We start from the raw sequence: 14,298 nt of genomic DNA, 5'->3' as shown, positions 1-14,298 counted from the left end.
ATGACGCCCCCGCCGGTCATCGACGCCCACCACCATGTGTGGGACCTCGCGGTGCGCGACCAGGACTGGATCACCGGCGAGGAACTCGCCCCCATCCGCCGCACCTTCACCCTCGCCGACCTGGAGCCCGAGGTACGCGCCGCCGGGGTGGCCGCCACCGTGCTCGTCCAGACGGTCACCGTCGCCGAGGAGACCCCCGAATTCCTCGCGCTCGCCCACGACCACACGCTCGTCGCGGGCGTCGTCGGATGGACCGACCTCACCGCGCCCGACATCGCCGACACCCTCGCCGGACTCCGCGCCCTGCCCGGCGGCGACCGGCTCGTCGGAATCCGCCACCAGGTCCAGGGCGAACCCGACCCCGAGTGGCTGCTGCGCCCCGACGTCCTGCGCGGACTGCGAGCCGTCGGCACCGCCGGACTCGCCTACGACCTGATCGTCCGGCCCCACCAGCTGCCCGCCGCCACACGCGCGGCCGCCCTCCTGCCGGAGCTCACGTTCGTACTCGACCACGCGGGCAAACCGCCCGTGGCCCGGCGCACGACGCACCCCTGGGCCGGTGACCTGCGAGCGCTGGCAGCGCTGCCCAACACCGTCTGCAAGCTCTCCGGCCTGGTCACCGAGGCGGACCCACGGACCTGGACGGTGGAGGACCTGCGCCCCTACGCGGACACCGTCATCGAGGCCTTCGGACCCGGCCGGCTGATGTTCGGCTCCGACTGGCCCGTGTGCCGGCTCGCCGCCGGGTACACCGAGGTCCTGGACGTGGCACGCGAGCTGACCGTCCTGCTCGGGGAGGACGGACAGCGGTCCGTCCTCTCGGACACCGCACGGCGGGTCTACGGGCTGCGAACGCCCGCCGCCTGAACACGGCGCGCACCCGGCGGGCATGCGCGAGGTCGTTGCGGCAGGCTGGAGTCATGCCCGAACTGCCGGAAGTCGAAGCCCTGCGGGACTTCCTCGACGACCATCTGGTCGGCAAGGAGATCGCCCGCGTCCTGCCGCTCGCGATCAGCGTCCTGAAGACGTACGACCCGCCGCCCACCGCCCTCGAAGGCGCCACCGTGACGTCCGTGGCCCGGCACGGCAAATTCCTCGACATCACGGCCGGAGAGCTCCATCTGCTCATCCACCTCGCGCGGGCCGGCTGGCTGCAGTGGAAGGACAGCTTCCCCGCGACCCCGCCACGGCCCGGCAAGGGCCCGCTCGCCCTTCGGACGGTCCTCACCGGCGGCGACGGCTTCGACCTGACCGAGATGGGCACCACCAAGCGCCTCGCCGTCCACCTGGTGCGCGACCCGTCGGACGTGCCCGGGGTGGCACGCCTCGGGCCCGACCCGCTGGCCGACTCCTTCGACCGGGACGCGTTCGCGATGGTGCTCGGCGGGGCACGCCGGCAGATCAAGGGAGCCCTGCGCGACCAGTCGCTGATCGCGGGCATCGGCAACGCCTACAGCGACGAGATCCTGCACGTCGCGAAGATGTCACCGTTCAAGCTCACCACCGCCCTCGGCGACGACGACGTCACCCATCTGTACAACGCGATGCGCACCACGCTCCAGGACGCGGTCGAGCGCTCCAGGGGCGTCGCGGCGGGCCGGCTCAAGGCGGAGAAGAAGAGCAGCATGCGCGTCCACGGCCGCACCGGACAGCCCTGCCCCGTCTGCGGCGACACCGTGCTGGAGGTGTCGTTCAGCGACTCGTCGCTGCAGTACTGCCCCACCTGCCAGACCGGGGGCAAGCCCCTCGCCGACCGGCGGCTGTCGCGCCTGCTCAAGTAGCGGCCCGGTCACCGCCACCGGGCCTGGCGGGGAGCGCCACCGGGCGGAAGCCGGCGCGCGTACGCCGCCAAGTGGGCCACCACCACGTCGAACTCGCGCACCTGGACCGCACAAGCGGAACACCCGGCCAGATGCTCCTCGAAACGGCAGGTCTCGGCAGCCCCGAGCACCCCGAGCGCATAGGCTCCGGCGTCGCGGTGGAGTTCGATGGCGCGCATGCACTCAGGTACGCGACGAACCCGTGAATCACTCACGCCATCACACCCCTGAAGCACCTAAACTCCGGCCTCATGCTGCGTGTACTCGCCGTCGACGACGAAGAACCCGCCCTGGAGGAACTCCTCTACCTCCTGCGCGCCGATCCCCGCATCCGGAGCGCCGAGGGCGCCACGGGTGCCACCGAGGCGCTGCGCCGTATCGGGGGCGCCGTCGACGCCGGGCCCGATGACCCCTCGGCGATCGACGTCGTGTTCCTGGACATCCACATGGCGGGGCTCACCGGACTCGACGTCGCCCAGCTCCTGGCCGGGTTCGCCGCACCGCCGCTCATCGTCTTCGTCACCGCCCACGAGGGCTTCGCCGTACACGCCTTCGACCTCAAGGCCGTCGACTACGTGCTCAAACCCGTCCGCCGGGAGCGGCTGGCCGAGGCGGTCCGCCGCGTGGCCGAGCAGGTCGGTGAGCGCTCCGCGTCCGTCCACGACGCGGCAGCCGACCAGGTCGCGGTGGAACTGGGCGGGGTCATCCGGTTCGTGCCCGTCGACGACATCGCGTACGCCGAGGCGCAGGGCGACTACGCCCGGCTGCACACCGCGACCGGCAGCCATCTCGTCCGGATACCGCTCACGACCCTGGAGGAGCGCTGGCGCTCCCGGGGGTTCGTACGCATTCACCGCCGCCATCTCGTGGCGCTGAACAGGATCGACGAACTCAGGCTCGACGCCGGCAGCATGAGCGTCCGCATCGGGGGTGCCGAGCTCGCGGTCAGCCGGCGTCACACCCGTGCCCTCCGTGACCTCCTCATGCGGCAGACCGGCCGCTGACCTGGCTCGACCGGGAGAGCGGCCCTTCCCAGCCGGGCCCTGCGCCGCCTACACTCCGGCCCCATGTCCGCAGAGAGCACGCCCCGTCGCGAAGTGGTCATGGGCGAGCCCCGGCGGGTGCGACCGCTGCCCCGCTACCGTGCCCAGTCGGAGATCGACGAGCAGACCGCACTCGGGGGCGCGTACGTCCGCTCCCTGATGCGCAGCCAGCTCCGTGCCGGACTCACCGCCTTCGCGGTCCTCGCCCTCGTCGCCGGAACACTGCCCCTGGTCTTCGAGGCGCTGCACAGCAACGCCCTCGTCTGGGCGGTGCTCGGTTTCGCCACCTATCCGCCGCTCACCCTGGCCGCCTGGTGGTACGTGCGCAGGGCAGAGCGCAACGAGCGCGACTTCGCCAGACTCGTGGAAGGCCTCCCCGCACCGTGAGCGCACCCGGCCACCCGGCAGCGGTGGCGGCGGTCGCCCTCGTCGTCCTGGCCACCGTCCTCGTCGGCGGTTTCGGACTGCGGATCTCCCGCACCACCTCCGACTTCTACGTCGCGTCGCGCACCGTACGGCCGAGGCTCAACGCCGCGGCGATCAGCGGCGAGTACCTGTCCGCCGCGTCCTTCCTCGGTATCGCCGGGCTGGTGCTGGTGCATGGCCCCGACATGCTCTGGTACCCGGTCGGCTACACCGCCGGATACCTCGTGCTGCTGGTCTTCGTCGCCGCTCCGCTGCGCCGCTCGGGGGCGTACACCCTGCCCGACTTCGCCGAGGGACGGCTCGAATCCCGGCAGGTGCGCCGGCTGGTCAGCGTGTTCGTCGTCGGTGCCGGCTGGGTCTACCTCGTGCCGCAGCTCCAGGGCGCCGGGCTCACCCTGAAGATCCTCACCGGTGCGCCCGGCTGGCTCGGCGACGTACTCGTCGCCTCGGTCGTGGTGGTCGCCGTCGCGGCGGGCGGCATGCGCTCCATCACCTTCGTGCAGGTGTTCCAGTACTGGCTGAAGCTCACCGCGCTGCTGGTGCCCGCGATCTTCCTGGTGCTGGCCTGGCAGGGCGACGGCCGCCCCCGGGTCAGCTTCGACGAGCAGATCTCCGTCTTCCGCGCCGACCATCCGCTGTACGCGACGTACGGACTGATCGTGGCGACGTTCCTCGGCACCATGGGCCTGCCCCATGTGGTGGTCCGCTTCTACACCAGCCCCAACGGCCGCGACGCCCGCCGCACGACGGTCGCCGTGCTCGCCCTGGTCGGCCTGTTCTATCTGCTGCCCCCGGTGTACGGGGCCCTGGGCCGCCTGTACGCGCCCGAACTCATGCACGGCGGCGACGCCGACGCGGCCGTACTGCTGCTGCCCGCCCGGGTGATCGGCGGCGTCGGCGGCGATCTGCTCGGAGCGCTCCTCGCGGGCGGAGCGTTCGCCGCGTTCCTGTCCACGGCGTCCGGGCTCACCATGGCCGTCGCCGGAGTGATCACCCAGGACGTCCTGCCCTCGCGGGGCGTGCGGCACTTCCGGCTGGCCACCGTCCTGGCCATCGCCGTGCCCCTGGCCGGCTCGCTGGTGGTCAGCAGGGTGCCGGTGGCCGACGCCGTCGGCATGGCTTTCGCGGTTTCCGCGTCGTCCTTCTGCCCGCTGCTCGTCCTCGGCATCTGGTGGCGGCGGCTCACCCCGCCGGGCGCGATCGCCGGACTGCTGCTCGGCGGCGGCTCCGCGCTGCTGTCCGTGGCCATCACCGTCAGCGGCGCGGTGCGCCCGCCGGGCTGGCCGCACGCCCTGCTGGCCTGGCCGGCGGTCTGGTCCGTGCCGGTCGGCTTCCTCGCGATGATCCTGGTCTCCCTGGCCACTCCGGGACGGATACCGCCGGGCACCAACGCCGCCATGACCCGCTTCCATCTTCCGGAAGCGCTGACCTCGGGACGGGTGCGATGACCGGGGCCGGGATCGCCGTCATCACCGTGCTCGTCCTTCTGCTGTTCTCCACCGGCTTCCTGCTGGGCCGCACCGCCCGTCCCGTGCGCACCAGCGACGTGGGCACGCCCGTCGAGCACGCCACCTTCGAGACCCTGCACACGGCCTCCCTCGCCGCGCCCCCACTGCGCGCGGGGCTCACCGAGGAGAGCGCGCGCAGGTCGGCGCGCGGACTGCGCTCGTTGCTCGGCACCGATGCCCTGTGCCTCACCGACCGCGACCGGGTGCTGGTGTGGGACGGGGAGGGGGACCACCACGGCAAGGACGTGATGCATCAGGTCGAGGGGCTGCTGGCCAGCGGCAGGGGCACCGCCTTCCACAGCGACTGCGGTGACCTCGACTGCCCGCTGCGCTGGGCCGTCGCCGTCCCGCTGACGGTTGACCACCGGGTGCTCGGCACCCTCGTCGCCTACGCCCCCCGCGAATCGGCGGTCCTGGCCAGAGCCGCGGGGGAGGTGGCCCGCTGGGTCTGCGTACAGCTGGAACTCGCCGAGCTCGACCGCTCCCGTACGCAGCTCATCGAGGCCGAGATCAAGGCGCTGCGGGCCCAGATCTCCCCGCACTTCATCTTCAACTCACTGGCCGCGATCGCGTCGTTCGTCCGGACCGACCCCGAGCGTGCGCGTGAACTCCTCCTGGAATTCGCCGACTTCACCCGCTACTCGTTCCGCAGGCACGGTGAGTTCACCACCCTGGCCGATGAGCTCCACTCCATCGACCAGTATCTGGCGCTGGTGCGCGCGCGCTTCGGTGAGCGGCTCTCCGTGACCCTCCAGGTGGCCCCGGAGGTCCTTCCCGTCTCGCTGCCGTTCCTCTGTCTCCAACCGCTGGTCGAGAACGCCGTGAAGCACGGCCTGGAGGGCGCCGTGACTCCTTCACGGCCCCTCGACGCCGTCCGCGCGGGTGACGCCCCGATCCGCATCACGATCAGCGCACTGGACGCCGGCGCCGAGGCGGAGGTCGTCATCGAGGACGACGGCACCGGGATGGAGCCGGAGCGTCTGCGCCAGATCCTGCGCGGCGAGGGCGGCACCTCCACCGGTATCGGTCTGCTCAACGTGGACGAACGGCTGCGCCAGGTGTACGGGGACGACTACGGCCTTGTCATCGAGACGGGGGTCGGAGCGGGCATGAAGATCACCCTGAGGCTGCCCAAGTACCGTGCGGGCGTCCACGGTTCATGACCGCGCTGTCCGCCTGCCGCTCAGTACAGATGGACCGCCAGGTGACCCAGCGGCAGCCCCAGCTGCCACGCCGGCGTCCACACCCGGGTCTCAGCGTCCTCGTCCTCCTCGCCGTCGGCGTCCACCGGATCCCACGGCGGCGGCCCGATCGCGTCGAGGTCGGCCGCCAGCAGCTCGGTCTCCTCCAGCCACCGCCAGGCGGCCCGTGCCAGCGCGAGGTCGGGATCCGCGACTCCGGCCGGGGCGGTCGGCCGCGCCAGCGCCTCCAGGCGCGCGCAGACCCAGCGCCTCCAGGAGGCGCCGTACGCCGTCAGCAGCCGGAGCTCGTCCACCCGCGCCGCGGGGAGCTCGTCGGCGCCTGCTCCGTCGGAGAGGAAGATCGTCAGGGCGAGCGCGTCGCGTCCCGCACGGTACTCCAGGGTCGTCGGCTCCATCAGGTCGCCGGTCTCCAGGACCTCGTCGGCGATGTACTCGGAGTACATCCAGGCCATCGGGACCAGCAGCCCGCCCCCGCCGGTCCCCTCGTGGTGTTCGGGACGCATCCCGTCTCGCCTCTTTCGTCGACTCTGTACCGGGCTACACGCAGCATTGAACCGGGGGCACGCGCCCCGCGTGGGCAGAAGGGCAGGATCCGTCGGGAGATTCGAGGTGCCATGACCGCCGATCGCGGCGACGGCCCGCATGTGCGGCAGCTACTGGGCGCTTATGTGCTCGATGCCCTGGAAGCGGACGAGAGCGGTGAGGTCGCCCGGCATCTGCAGCAGTGCGAGGCATGCGCGGCGGCCTATGTGGAGGTCGCGGAGGCGGTGTCCCTGCTCGCACTGCTCAATGCGGAGGACCTGCTGGAGTAGCCGGGCAGATTGCGGCTGAGCAGCCGCAGCGCATAGTACGAGCGGGACTTGACGGTGCCCGCGGGTATCCCGAGGGCCTGCGCGGTCTCGCCCACGCTGAGCCCCCGGAAATAGATCTGCACGAGCACGGCCCGGTGCTCGGGGCTGAGCGTGCTCACGGCCTCGCGCACATCGAGGGCGTGGACCGCGGAGTCCGCGGTGTCGTCCTGGGCGGGGGCGCTCTCCAGCACCGCGTCGCTGACCTCCGTCGGACGGGCCTGGCGGGACCTGCGGGCGTCGATGGCCAGCCGCCGTGCGACGGTGAAGAGCCACGGGCGCATCGAGTCGTAGGGAGCGTCGAACGCCTCAGGATGCTGCCAGGCACGTACCAGCGTCTCCTGAAGCAGATCCTCCGCCCGCTGCCGGTCGCCGAACGTCAGGCCCAGCAGGAAGTGGAACAGGGCGGGCCCGTGTTCCCGCTGCAGCTGGGCGAGGTCCCGCTCATCGGTTGTCGCAGTGGTCATCGTGAACGTCCTTTCCCGAAGAGGCCCCTGACGCCTCGCTCCCGCCTGGCGTATACGAACGCATCGGCGCGTGAGGGAACAGGCGGTGCACCGAGGTGTGCGCCGAGCGGTCGCACGGAGCGGCGAGTGGTGCGGTGAACGGTCACCCGGCGCCGATACGGCCGATTCAGGTACTTTGGCTGCTTTGTTCTTGACTCGCCGGTATGAATATATGTGTATTCGGATGGCCGAAATCGTCCGAACTGGGAGTCGTGCAGATGACGAAGCGCATCCGACAGGGCGCGGCGATCGCCGTCGCCGGTCTCCTCGCCACCGCAACAGCCTGTACCGGCCAGCAGTCGTCGCCCCCCGGTTTCGCCGGGCGGCACCTCTCCGCCGAGCAGGGTGTGAACGGCGCGGGCGCCGCAGGAGCGGGGGGTTCGCGCGCTTTCACGCTGCTGGCCTCGGGCGACATCCTTCCGCACTCCTCGATCATCGACCGGGCCGCGGTCGACGCGGGCGGCAGGGGCTACGACTTCCGTCCGATGCTCAAGGGAGCCGCTCCGGCCGTCTCGGGTGCGGATCTGGCCATCTGCCACATGGAGACGGTGTACGGCCAGGACGGCGGCCCTTACACCGGCTATCCGTCCTTCAAGTCACCGCCCGAGGTGGCGACCGCACTGCGCGCCACCGGCTTCGACTCCTGCTCCACCGCCTCCAACCACACCCTGGACGACGGCGCCCAGGGGATCGGGCGGACGCTCGACGCGCTGGACCGCGCGGACGTCGCCCACGCCGGATCCGCACGCTCGGCCGAGGAGGCGGCCCGCCCCACCATGCTCAGAGCGGGCAAGGGCAAGAACGCGGCGAAGGTCGCGCACCTCGCGTACACCTACGGCACCAACGACATCCCGCTGCCCGCCGGGCAGCCCTGGGCGGTCAACCTGATCGACAAGGACCGGATCGTCGCGGACGCCCGGGCGGCCCGCGAGGCGGGTGCCGACGTGGTCGTCGTCTCCCTGCACTGGGGCACCGAATGGCAGGACGACCCCGACGGCGTCCAGCTCGGGCTCGGCCGCGAACTCACGGCCTCCGGCACCGGCGAACGCCCCGACATCGACCTGATCCTCGGCACCCACGCCCATGTCCCGCAGGCGTACGAGAAGGTCAACGGAACCTGGATCGTCTACGGCATGGGCGACCAGGTCGCCGGTGCCATGGTCAACCACGAGGGAGTCCAGGACCCGCGCGCCAACGAGAGCTCGATGGGCCGCTTCACCTTCGAGCCGCCCGCGAAACCGGGGCAGCGATGGGCCGTCAAGAAGGCCGAGTTCATCCCGCAGTGGTTCGACCCCGAGGCGGGGCGCGTGGTGGGCCTGGCTCCTGGGGCCGCAGGCCCGGCGGGGGAGACGGACGGCCGGCTGGGAGAGATCCGCGACCGGATCCAGGCCGTCGTCCTGAGCCGTGGAGCAGCCCAGGACGGTCTCGTGGCCGGCAAGTGACGTCCGCCACCCACCGGGGCGTTCATGGCCCGGCAGTGACCGGCGGGCACCCGTGGGGCGTCACGGCACGACGGTGACCGGCCAGCGCCCGGCCTTCACGAGCCGGACCGCCACCGAGCCGATGAAGCGGTGTCCGGCGGACTCCGACGCGCCCACGACCACGGCGTCCGCCTTCAGCTCGTCGGCGGCCGTCACGAGCCCGTTGTACGGATCTCCGTGGAACGTATGGAACTCCCAACGGACATTCCATATGTCCTTGAGCCGCTCGGTCGCCGTCCTGATCTCGCTCACCAGCCCCTCGGCGACCTCGCCGGTCGCGTCGGCCACGGGGGCTCCCAGGGCGGCGCCGGACGTCATCACCGGCTGGACGTAGACGAGGGCGAGCGTCGCGTTCTGCCGGCGGGCGAGGCCCGCCGCGTACGCCGCGGCCCGCATCGAGGACTGTGAGCCGTCGATGCCCGCGACGATCACCTTGGGGCCGTCGGTGCCGCGCTCGAAGCGGTGGTGTTGCTGGTCAGTCACGGGCCTGAGGGTAGCCGCTCGTGCCCCGCGCCCCCCGGGCGGGCGGTGGAACCAGGAACCTTCCCCTCCGGATTCCACCGAGGCACTCCATCCATCGGGTGCAAAACGCCACATCTCAGGTGTCGGCGTCAAGCGGGGGCGTCACTCCGTGCGAGCAGTTAGTCATGAAGCATGATCAGATTCCGGCGGAACGCCGCACCTTCCTGCGCCTCGCTCTCACACTGGGGGCTGCCATCGCCGTGCACGCCGTAGCAGCGGATCCGGCCGGGACGCCCGCCCGCCCCGGTGGAGAGCCCCTGGCCCCGGCCGCCGGGGCTCCGGCGGGGGCCCGGACGGCCCCAGGCGCCTACCGGCTGTGGCCCATGACCTCGACCACGCCGCCCCGCTTCCGGCCGGCCGCGCCGCCCGTCCGCACCCGGCCCTTCGAGGAGTTGCCGGAGCTGGGGAGCGACGCCATGGTGCTCAGCTTCGACGACGGCCCCGACCCCCGGTACACCCCGGACATCCTGGCCACGCTGCGAAGATACGAAGTCCGGGCGATGTTCTTCGTCTGCGGCGAGATGGCCACCGACAACCGCGACCTGCTCCGCGAGATGGCGGACGACGGGCATGTCGTCGGCAACCACTCCTGGTCGCACCCCCTCATCCCGAAGCTCTCCCGGGGCGCGATCCGCGACGAACTGGGCAGCACCAGCGAGGTGATCGAGAAGACCCTGGGATCCCCGCCGCTCTGGTACCGGGCCCCGTACGGCGCCTGGAACCGCAATTCCTTCGAGATCGGCGCCGCGATGGGCATGGAACCGATGGCCTGGACCGTCGACACGCTGGACTGGACCACGCCGGGCACCGACGCCATCGTCCGCCGGGTCAAGAAGGGTGCGGCGCCCGGCGTCGTGGTGCTGTCGCACGACGCGGGCGGGAACCGGTCGCAGAGCGTGGCCGCCCTCCGCCGGTACCTGCCGGCGCTCATCGAGAGGGGGTACCGCCCCACCGTCCCGCACCGCAGCTGACGGTGTGCGCCGGTGCCCTGACCGGCTACCGCGTCTCGACCAGCCGGGCGAAGACCACCACGTTCCCGTCGTAGCCGTTGGCCTTCGAGTACCCCCCGCCGCAGGTGATGACCCGGAGTTCGGCGTACCCGGTGTCGCCGTACACCAGGGGGCCGGGGAAGTCGTTCTTGGAGAAGACCTCGACGCCGTAGATCTCGAACACCGCGACCCGGTTGTCGTAGCGGGACACCTCGATCTGCTGCCCCTTGCTGAGGGAGCCCAGTCCGTAGAAGACCGCCGGGCCGGCCAGGTTGTCGACGTGGCCGACCACCACGGAGGTCCCACGCTGGCCGGGGGCGATGCCGTTCTGGTACCAGCCGGCGAGGTTCGGATCCTGGGCGGGCGGCGCCTCGATCCAGCCGGCCGGGTCCAGGTTCACATCGACCACGGGTGCGTCGACCTCGATCGACGGGATCTGGATGCGCTCGGCGGGGGCGTACGCGAGCGGCTGCACTGACTCGCCGTCGGCGGGGGCGGACACCGTGGTGTCCCGGGGGCCGGCCACCGAGGCCGCTGCGGCGGGCTGTGGCGGCCCGGGGGACGTCTCCACGCCGTTGCGCATGAGAGCGAGCCCGGTGAGCATCACCAGGGCGATGGCGCCCCACGGTGTGCGTCTGCTCCGCTCGCCGCCCCACTGGTTCCGGCCCATGGTTCTCCCTTCGTCGCGACACCGTCACGCTAGGCGCGGTTGCGCAAGGCGGCGATCAGGGAAGGGCGAACGGGTGGCGGCCGACCGGGCGCTTTCGTGGGCGTCTTCTCTTCGGAGTAATGAGCGGATAAAAATTCTGACGGTCCGTGACCTGCGGCTCCGTCAGATTCCGGCCCAGACCTCGGCGTGTCGGCTCACCGAGGTGGAGCAGTGCCGAAGTGCGACACCTGCGGTATTTGGTGAGGGTTCGTCATGGGACGCGTTCTCGTCAACTCCCGGGGACCAGACTCCGGGGCGCTTCCCGCTGGAGGTTCAAAGATGCGTGCTTCACGCACTCTCGCGGTGACCGCGACCGCATTCGCGGCGGTCGGGCTCGCTGCCCCGCTGGCCGCCGCCGGTGGCGGCCCGGGCAGTAACCCGAGCAACTTCCCGACCAATGTCAGGGTCGACCCGTCCTCGGTCCACCAAGGCGCCACGATGCAGGTCAGCGCGGAGGGCTGCGGCCGCTCCGGCGGCAAGGTGTGGTCGAACGCCTTCCCGACGGTGAACCTCTCGCCGGGCCGGGTCGGCTACGCCACGGCGCGCATCCGGAACAACGCGACGCCTGGTCAGTACAGCCTGTCTGTGAGGTGCAACGACAGCCAGAACAACTTCGGCGGCAACGGAGGCAATGGCGGCCAGGGCGGTAACGGCGGCCAGGGCGGCAACGGAGACGAGCGCGGCCAGGGCGGCCAGGGCGGCAACGGAGACGAGCGCGGCCAGGGCGGTAACGGCGGCCAGGGCGGCAACGGCGGCCAGGGCGGCAACGGCGGCCAGGGCGGCAACGGAGACGAGCGCGGCCAGGGCGGCCAGGGCGGCAACGGAGACGAGCGCGGCCAGGGCGGCAATGGTGGCCAGGGCGGCAATGGTGGCCAGGGTGGCAACGGTGGCCAGGGTGGCAACGGCGGCAACGGCGACCCGGTCGCGACGGCCCGCTTCACCGTGCTGCCCTCCCGGGGCGCGCAGGGCGGCCTCGGCGGCTCGATGGGCCCGAGCTCCGTCGAGATGCAGGTCGGCGGCGGCCTTGTCGCGGCGGCAGCCGTCGGCGGAGCCGTCTTCGTCGTCCGTCGGCGGATGAGCGATGCGGCGATCTGACGCGTCGAACCTCGCGCCCGGCCCGATACGCCCGTCGCCCCGAGTCCTGGATCAGGACCCGGGGCGACTGTCGTGTGTCTCGTATGCGAGCTGTCAGTGCTGGCGAGCGGTGCGGCGCTTGCGCAGGACATAGAAGGCGCCGGCCGAAGCGGCCGCCACCAGTGCGGAACCGGCGGCGATCTCCGCGGGGTCCATCGTGTCGACACTGCCGCCGAGCCCGCCCAGCACGCCGCTCGGAGAGGCGGTGGAGCTGGTCGTGGGGGCAGTGGTGGGGCTGGTCGTGGGGGCCGTGGTGGGGCTGGTCGTGGGGGAACTGGTGGCGCCGCTCGTGATCGTCAGGTTGGCGGACCGTGTGGTGGTGCCGCAGCGGAAGGCCACCTCGTAGACCGCGCCCCGCCTGGCGTCCCGGTCGACCGTGGCCGAGGCGGACCGCCCGCTCGGGATGGTGACCGTGTCGAACACGCCCGAGTACGCGGTCGCATCGCTGGTGCACCCCATGGCGCCGAGAGTCACCTGGCCTCCCGGCGCGACCGTCGACGGAGTGATGGTCGGCGTGAACGAGGTGGATGTGCCGCCGTTGAATACATCGGCCGATGCGGCCGGTGCCATCAGAAAGCAGGCGGCGGCGCCCAACAGGGCGACGGGTGCGACACGTATCGCGCGCATGGTGAATCCTCCGGGTCCCGAGGAGCAGCCGCGGAACGGATTTCCGCGAGGTATGGGAATGCGCCTCGATGACCGAAACGGTAGAAGTATCGCTTATCACCCGCGATCGGTGTCAGGCGAATGGGGCAGCCTTGTCCCCCGACCGGCTCTCCGGCAGAGGGGCAAGGCAGCGAGATACGCGCTCTATCCACCCGTGGCATGCGGGAACAGATCGACGAACGGGGCTGTGGTCGCCGAGATGCCCCGGCCGAAGGGGGCGTCGAAGTCCCAGATGAGGAAGAGCAGGAAGGCGATCAGGACGCTGAAGAGGCCCGCCAGCAGCAGTTCACGGAAGGTTCTGCGGATCTGCAGCGTGAAGATCAATCCGACCGTGACCACGGCCCCGGTGATCAGACCGAACCAGACGACTCCCGGCATGGTCGCGCCCGCGTTCTGCCCCCGGGCCCCCCGTGCGTCGTCGACGGCGGCCACCTGGTCCACCAGCGGCTGGTACGCCTGCCCTTCGTGGTCAGTCTGCGGCTTGTACTCCGTCACGTCGGCCCGCACCCGGTCGAGAAGTCTGGTGCCCTCCTCCGTGAGATTCCCGTGGTCCGTCATCGACTTCCATTCGGCGCCGACGACATGTGCCACATACGCGTCCACGTCGGCCCGGATGCGGTCGCGGACCTCGACCGGGTAGACCGCTGACCGGGCGCTCACCTCGTGCAGTGCCTGCGCCTCCAGGCGTACGGACTCCTGGGCGGCGCTGCGGCCCTCCCAGACGCCTGCGATGGCCAGGCCGAGCACGATCGCGTACACCACGCCGATCATCATCGTCATGTACTCGATGACGTCGGGCGTCTCGGACGGATCGTCGTCCTCGGCGATGCGCCTGTTGCTCAGGACGGCGATGGTCAGCACGACGGCGCACGCCGATGCCATCGCAATGGTCAGAACAAGCCATTCCGACATGGGTTCCCTTCTTCGGTTCAGCGGGACGAGCGGGGCCGCAGTACGGCCACGGCGAAAACGGCGGGCGCGGTGATGAGAAGGGTGAGCGAGACCAGTGACGGCCCGGTCCGGGGCGTCTTGCGGGGAGGCTTTCTGTAGGTGGGCAGCGCGACGGGCGCGGGGGGTGGCGGTGCGGGGCGCACGGTGGAAGGCGGTGGCGAGGGCTCCGGTTCCGGTTCGGGTTCCGGTTCGGGCGGCGCGGGTGCAGGGGGAGGTGGTGGCGGTGGAGGTGGTGGCGGTGGAGGCGGAGGGGGTGGAGGCGGAGGGGGTGGAGGTGGAGGTGGAGGTGGCGGTGTTGGAGGGGGTGGGGGAGGCGGAGGTGCTGGTTCGGGCTCGGGCTCAGGCTCGGGCTCGGCGATGACCGCCCCGCACCGTCCCTCGCCCGCCACGGCGACGGAAGAGCCGCCGTCCCCCTGCCCGATGGAGGCGACGGCGCAGTCGTCACCGGCCGCCGGCAGCGGGACAGCGAGCAGCAGGAGCAGGGTCGCGGCCG

General features: G+C 71.5%; 17 protein-coding genes. 10 read left to right on the top strand and 7 right to left on the bottom strand.

Features of this window, described 5'->3' with window-relative positions; translation table 11 throughout:
* Both ACIBCU_RS23765 and ACIBCU_RS23760 read left to right on the top strand, forming a co-directional pair.
* The gene (locus ACIBCU_RS23765) at positions 1 to 867 is read left to right on the top strand and encodes an amidohydrolase family protein (protein ID WP_399233728.1); all 867 of its coding nucleotides are present in this window, start codon (positions 1 to 3) and stop codon (positions 865 to 867) included.
* 53 nt (positions 868 to 920) lie between these two features.
* Entirely contained in the window at positions 921 to 1,781 is an 861-nt protein-coding gene (locus ACIBCU_RS23760) for an Fpg/Nei family DNA glycosylase (protein WP_399233726.1), read from the top strand.
* 8 nt (positions 1,782 to 1,789) lie between these two features.
* Here the strand turns inward: ACIBCU_RS23760 and ACIBCU_RS23755 are convergent, their stop codons facing one another.
* A complete protein-coding gene (locus ACIBCU_RS23755; protein WP_399233724.1) occupies positions 1,790 to 1,999 on the bottom strand; it encodes a zf-HC2 domain-containing protein in 210 nt (69 codons plus the stop codon).
* Positions 2,000 to 2,071: 72 nt separating this feature from the next.
* On the opposite strand from ACIBCU_RS23755, the gene ACIBCU_RS23750 reads away from it, so the two are divergent.
* The 4 genes from ACIBCU_RS23750 to ACIBCU_RS23735 all read left to right on the top strand — a co-directional run bounded on the left by ACIBCU_RS23750 (position 2,072) and on the right by ACIBCU_RS23735 (position 5,960).
* The gene (locus tag ACIBCU_RS23750; RefSeq protein WP_399233722.1) at positions 2,072 to 2,824 is read left to right on the top strand and encodes a LytR/AlgR family response regulator transcription factor; all 753 of its coding nucleotides are present in this window, start codon (positions 2,072 to 2,074) and stop codon (positions 2,822 to 2,824) included.
* Positions 2,825 to 2,887: 63 nt separating this feature from the next.
* Entirely contained in the window at positions 2,888 to 3,250 is a 363-nt protein-coding gene (locus ACIBCU_RS23745; protein ID WP_104783032.1) for a hypothetical protein, read from the top strand.
* Positions 3,247 to 4,737: a cation acetate symporter gene (locus tag ACIBCU_RS23740; RefSeq protein WP_362938439.1), complete on the top strand. Its 1,491-nt coding sequence runs from the start codon at positions 3,247 to 3,249 to the stop codon at positions 4,735 to 4,737. Before ACIBCU_RS23745 ends, ACIBCU_RS23740 begins: the two co-directional genes overlap by 4 nt.
* Complete coding sequence (locus ACIBCU_RS23735; protein ID WP_362938442.1) at positions 4,734 to 5,960, top strand: histidine kinase; 1,227 nt, start codon at positions 4,734 to 4,736, stop codon at positions 5,958 to 5,960. The genes ACIBCU_RS23740 and ACIBCU_RS23735 overlap by 4 nt, the downstream gene beginning before the upstream one ends.
* 20 nt (positions 5,961 to 5,980) lie before the next feature.
* On the opposite strand, the gene ACIBCU_RS23730 is transcribed toward ACIBCU_RS23735, so the two are convergent.
* On the bottom strand, positions 5,981 to 6,502 hold the full coding sequence (locus ACIBCU_RS23730; RefSeq protein WP_399233718.1) for a hypothetical protein: 522 nt from the start codon (positions 6,500 to 6,502) through the stop codon (positions 5,981 to 5,983).
* Positions 6,503 to 6,613: 111 nt separating this feature from the next.
* Here ACIBCU_RS23730 and ACIBCU_RS23725 point away from each other — a divergent pair, with 111 nt between their 5' ends.
* Complete coding sequence (locus ACIBCU_RS23725) at positions 6,614 to 6,811, top strand: zf-HC2 domain-containing protein (RefSeq protein WP_362938448.1); 198 nt, start codon at positions 6,614 to 6,616, stop codon at positions 6,809 to 6,811.
* Here ACIBCU_RS23725 and ACIBCU_RS23720 read toward each other — a convergent pair.
* The gene (locus ACIBCU_RS23720; protein ID WP_362938451.1) at positions 6,745 to 7,314 is read right to left on the bottom strand and encodes a sigma-70 family RNA polymerase sigma factor; all 570 of its coding nucleotides are present in this window, start codon (positions 7,312 to 7,314) and stop codon (positions 6,745 to 6,747) included. The two genes, ACIBCU_RS23725 and ACIBCU_RS23720, sit on opposite strands and share 67 nt — an antisense overlap.
* A 257-nt stretch (positions 7,315 to 7,571) precedes the next feature.
* Here ACIBCU_RS23720 and ACIBCU_RS23715 point away from each other — a divergent pair, with 257 nt between their 5' ends.
* Positions 7,572 to 8,795: a CapA family protein gene (locus ACIBCU_RS23715; protein WP_362938454.1), complete on the top strand. Its 1,224-nt coding sequence runs from the start codon at positions 7,572 to 7,574 to the stop codon at positions 8,793 to 8,795.
* A 60-nt stretch (positions 8,796 to 8,855) separates the two neighbouring features.
* Here the strand turns inward: ACIBCU_RS23715 and ACIBCU_RS23710 are convergent, their stop codons facing one another.
* Positions 8,856 to 9,317 carry a universal stress protein gene (locus ACIBCU_RS23710; protein WP_399233715.1) on the bottom strand — a complete coding sequence of 154 codons (462 nt, stop codon included), beginning with the start codon at positions 9,315 to 9,317 and terminating at the stop codon, positions 8,856 to 8,858.
* A 164-nt stretch (positions 9,318 to 9,481) separates the two neighbouring features.
* On the opposite strand from ACIBCU_RS23710, the gene ACIBCU_RS23705 reads away from it, so the two are divergent.
* Entirely contained in the window at positions 9,482 to 10,327 is an 846-nt protein-coding gene (locus ACIBCU_RS23705) for a polysaccharide deacetylase family protein (protein ID WP_362938460.1), read from the top strand.
* A 25-nt stretch (positions 10,328 to 10,352) separates the two neighbouring features.
* On the opposite strand, the gene ACIBCU_RS23700 is transcribed toward ACIBCU_RS23705, so the two are convergent.
* Positions 10,353 to 11,015, bottom strand: coding sequence for a class F sortase (locus ACIBCU_RS23700; RefSeq protein ID WP_362938463.1), 663 nt, complete (start codon positions 11,013 to 11,015; stop codon positions 10,353 to 10,355).
* 318 nt (positions 11,016 to 11,333) lie between these two features.
* Here ACIBCU_RS23700 and ACIBCU_RS23695 point away from each other — a divergent pair, with 318 nt between their 5' ends.
* Positions 11,334 to 12,149, top strand: coding sequence for a hypothetical protein (locus ACIBCU_RS23695; RefSeq protein WP_399233712.1), 816 nt, complete (start codon positions 11,334 to 11,336; stop codon positions 12,147 to 12,149).
* Positions 12,150 to 12,242: 93 nt separating this feature from the next.
* Here the strand turns inward: ACIBCU_RS23695 and ACIBCU_RS23690 are convergent, their stop codons facing one another.
* Both ACIBCU_RS23690 and ACIBCU_RS23685 read right to left on the bottom strand, forming a co-directional pair.
* Entirely contained in the window at positions 12,243 to 12,815 is a 573-nt protein-coding gene (locus tag ACIBCU_RS23690) for a hypothetical protein (RefSeq protein WP_362938469.1), read from the bottom strand.
* A gap of 183 nt (positions 12,816 to 12,998) precedes the next feature.
* A complete protein-coding gene (locus ACIBCU_RS23685) occupies positions 12,999 to 13,766 on the bottom strand; it encodes a hypothetical protein (RefSeq protein ID WP_362938472.1) in 768 nt (255 codons plus the stop codon).
* Positions 13,767 to 14,298: the final 532 nt, after the last annotated feature.

This window comes from Streptomyces sp. NPDC051064 (assembly GCF_044455985.1).
Lineage (GTDB): Bacteria > Actinomycetota > Actinomycetes > Streptomycetales > Streptomycetaceae > Streptomyces.
This window is presented reverse-complemented; position numbering and strand designations above follow the sequence as displayed.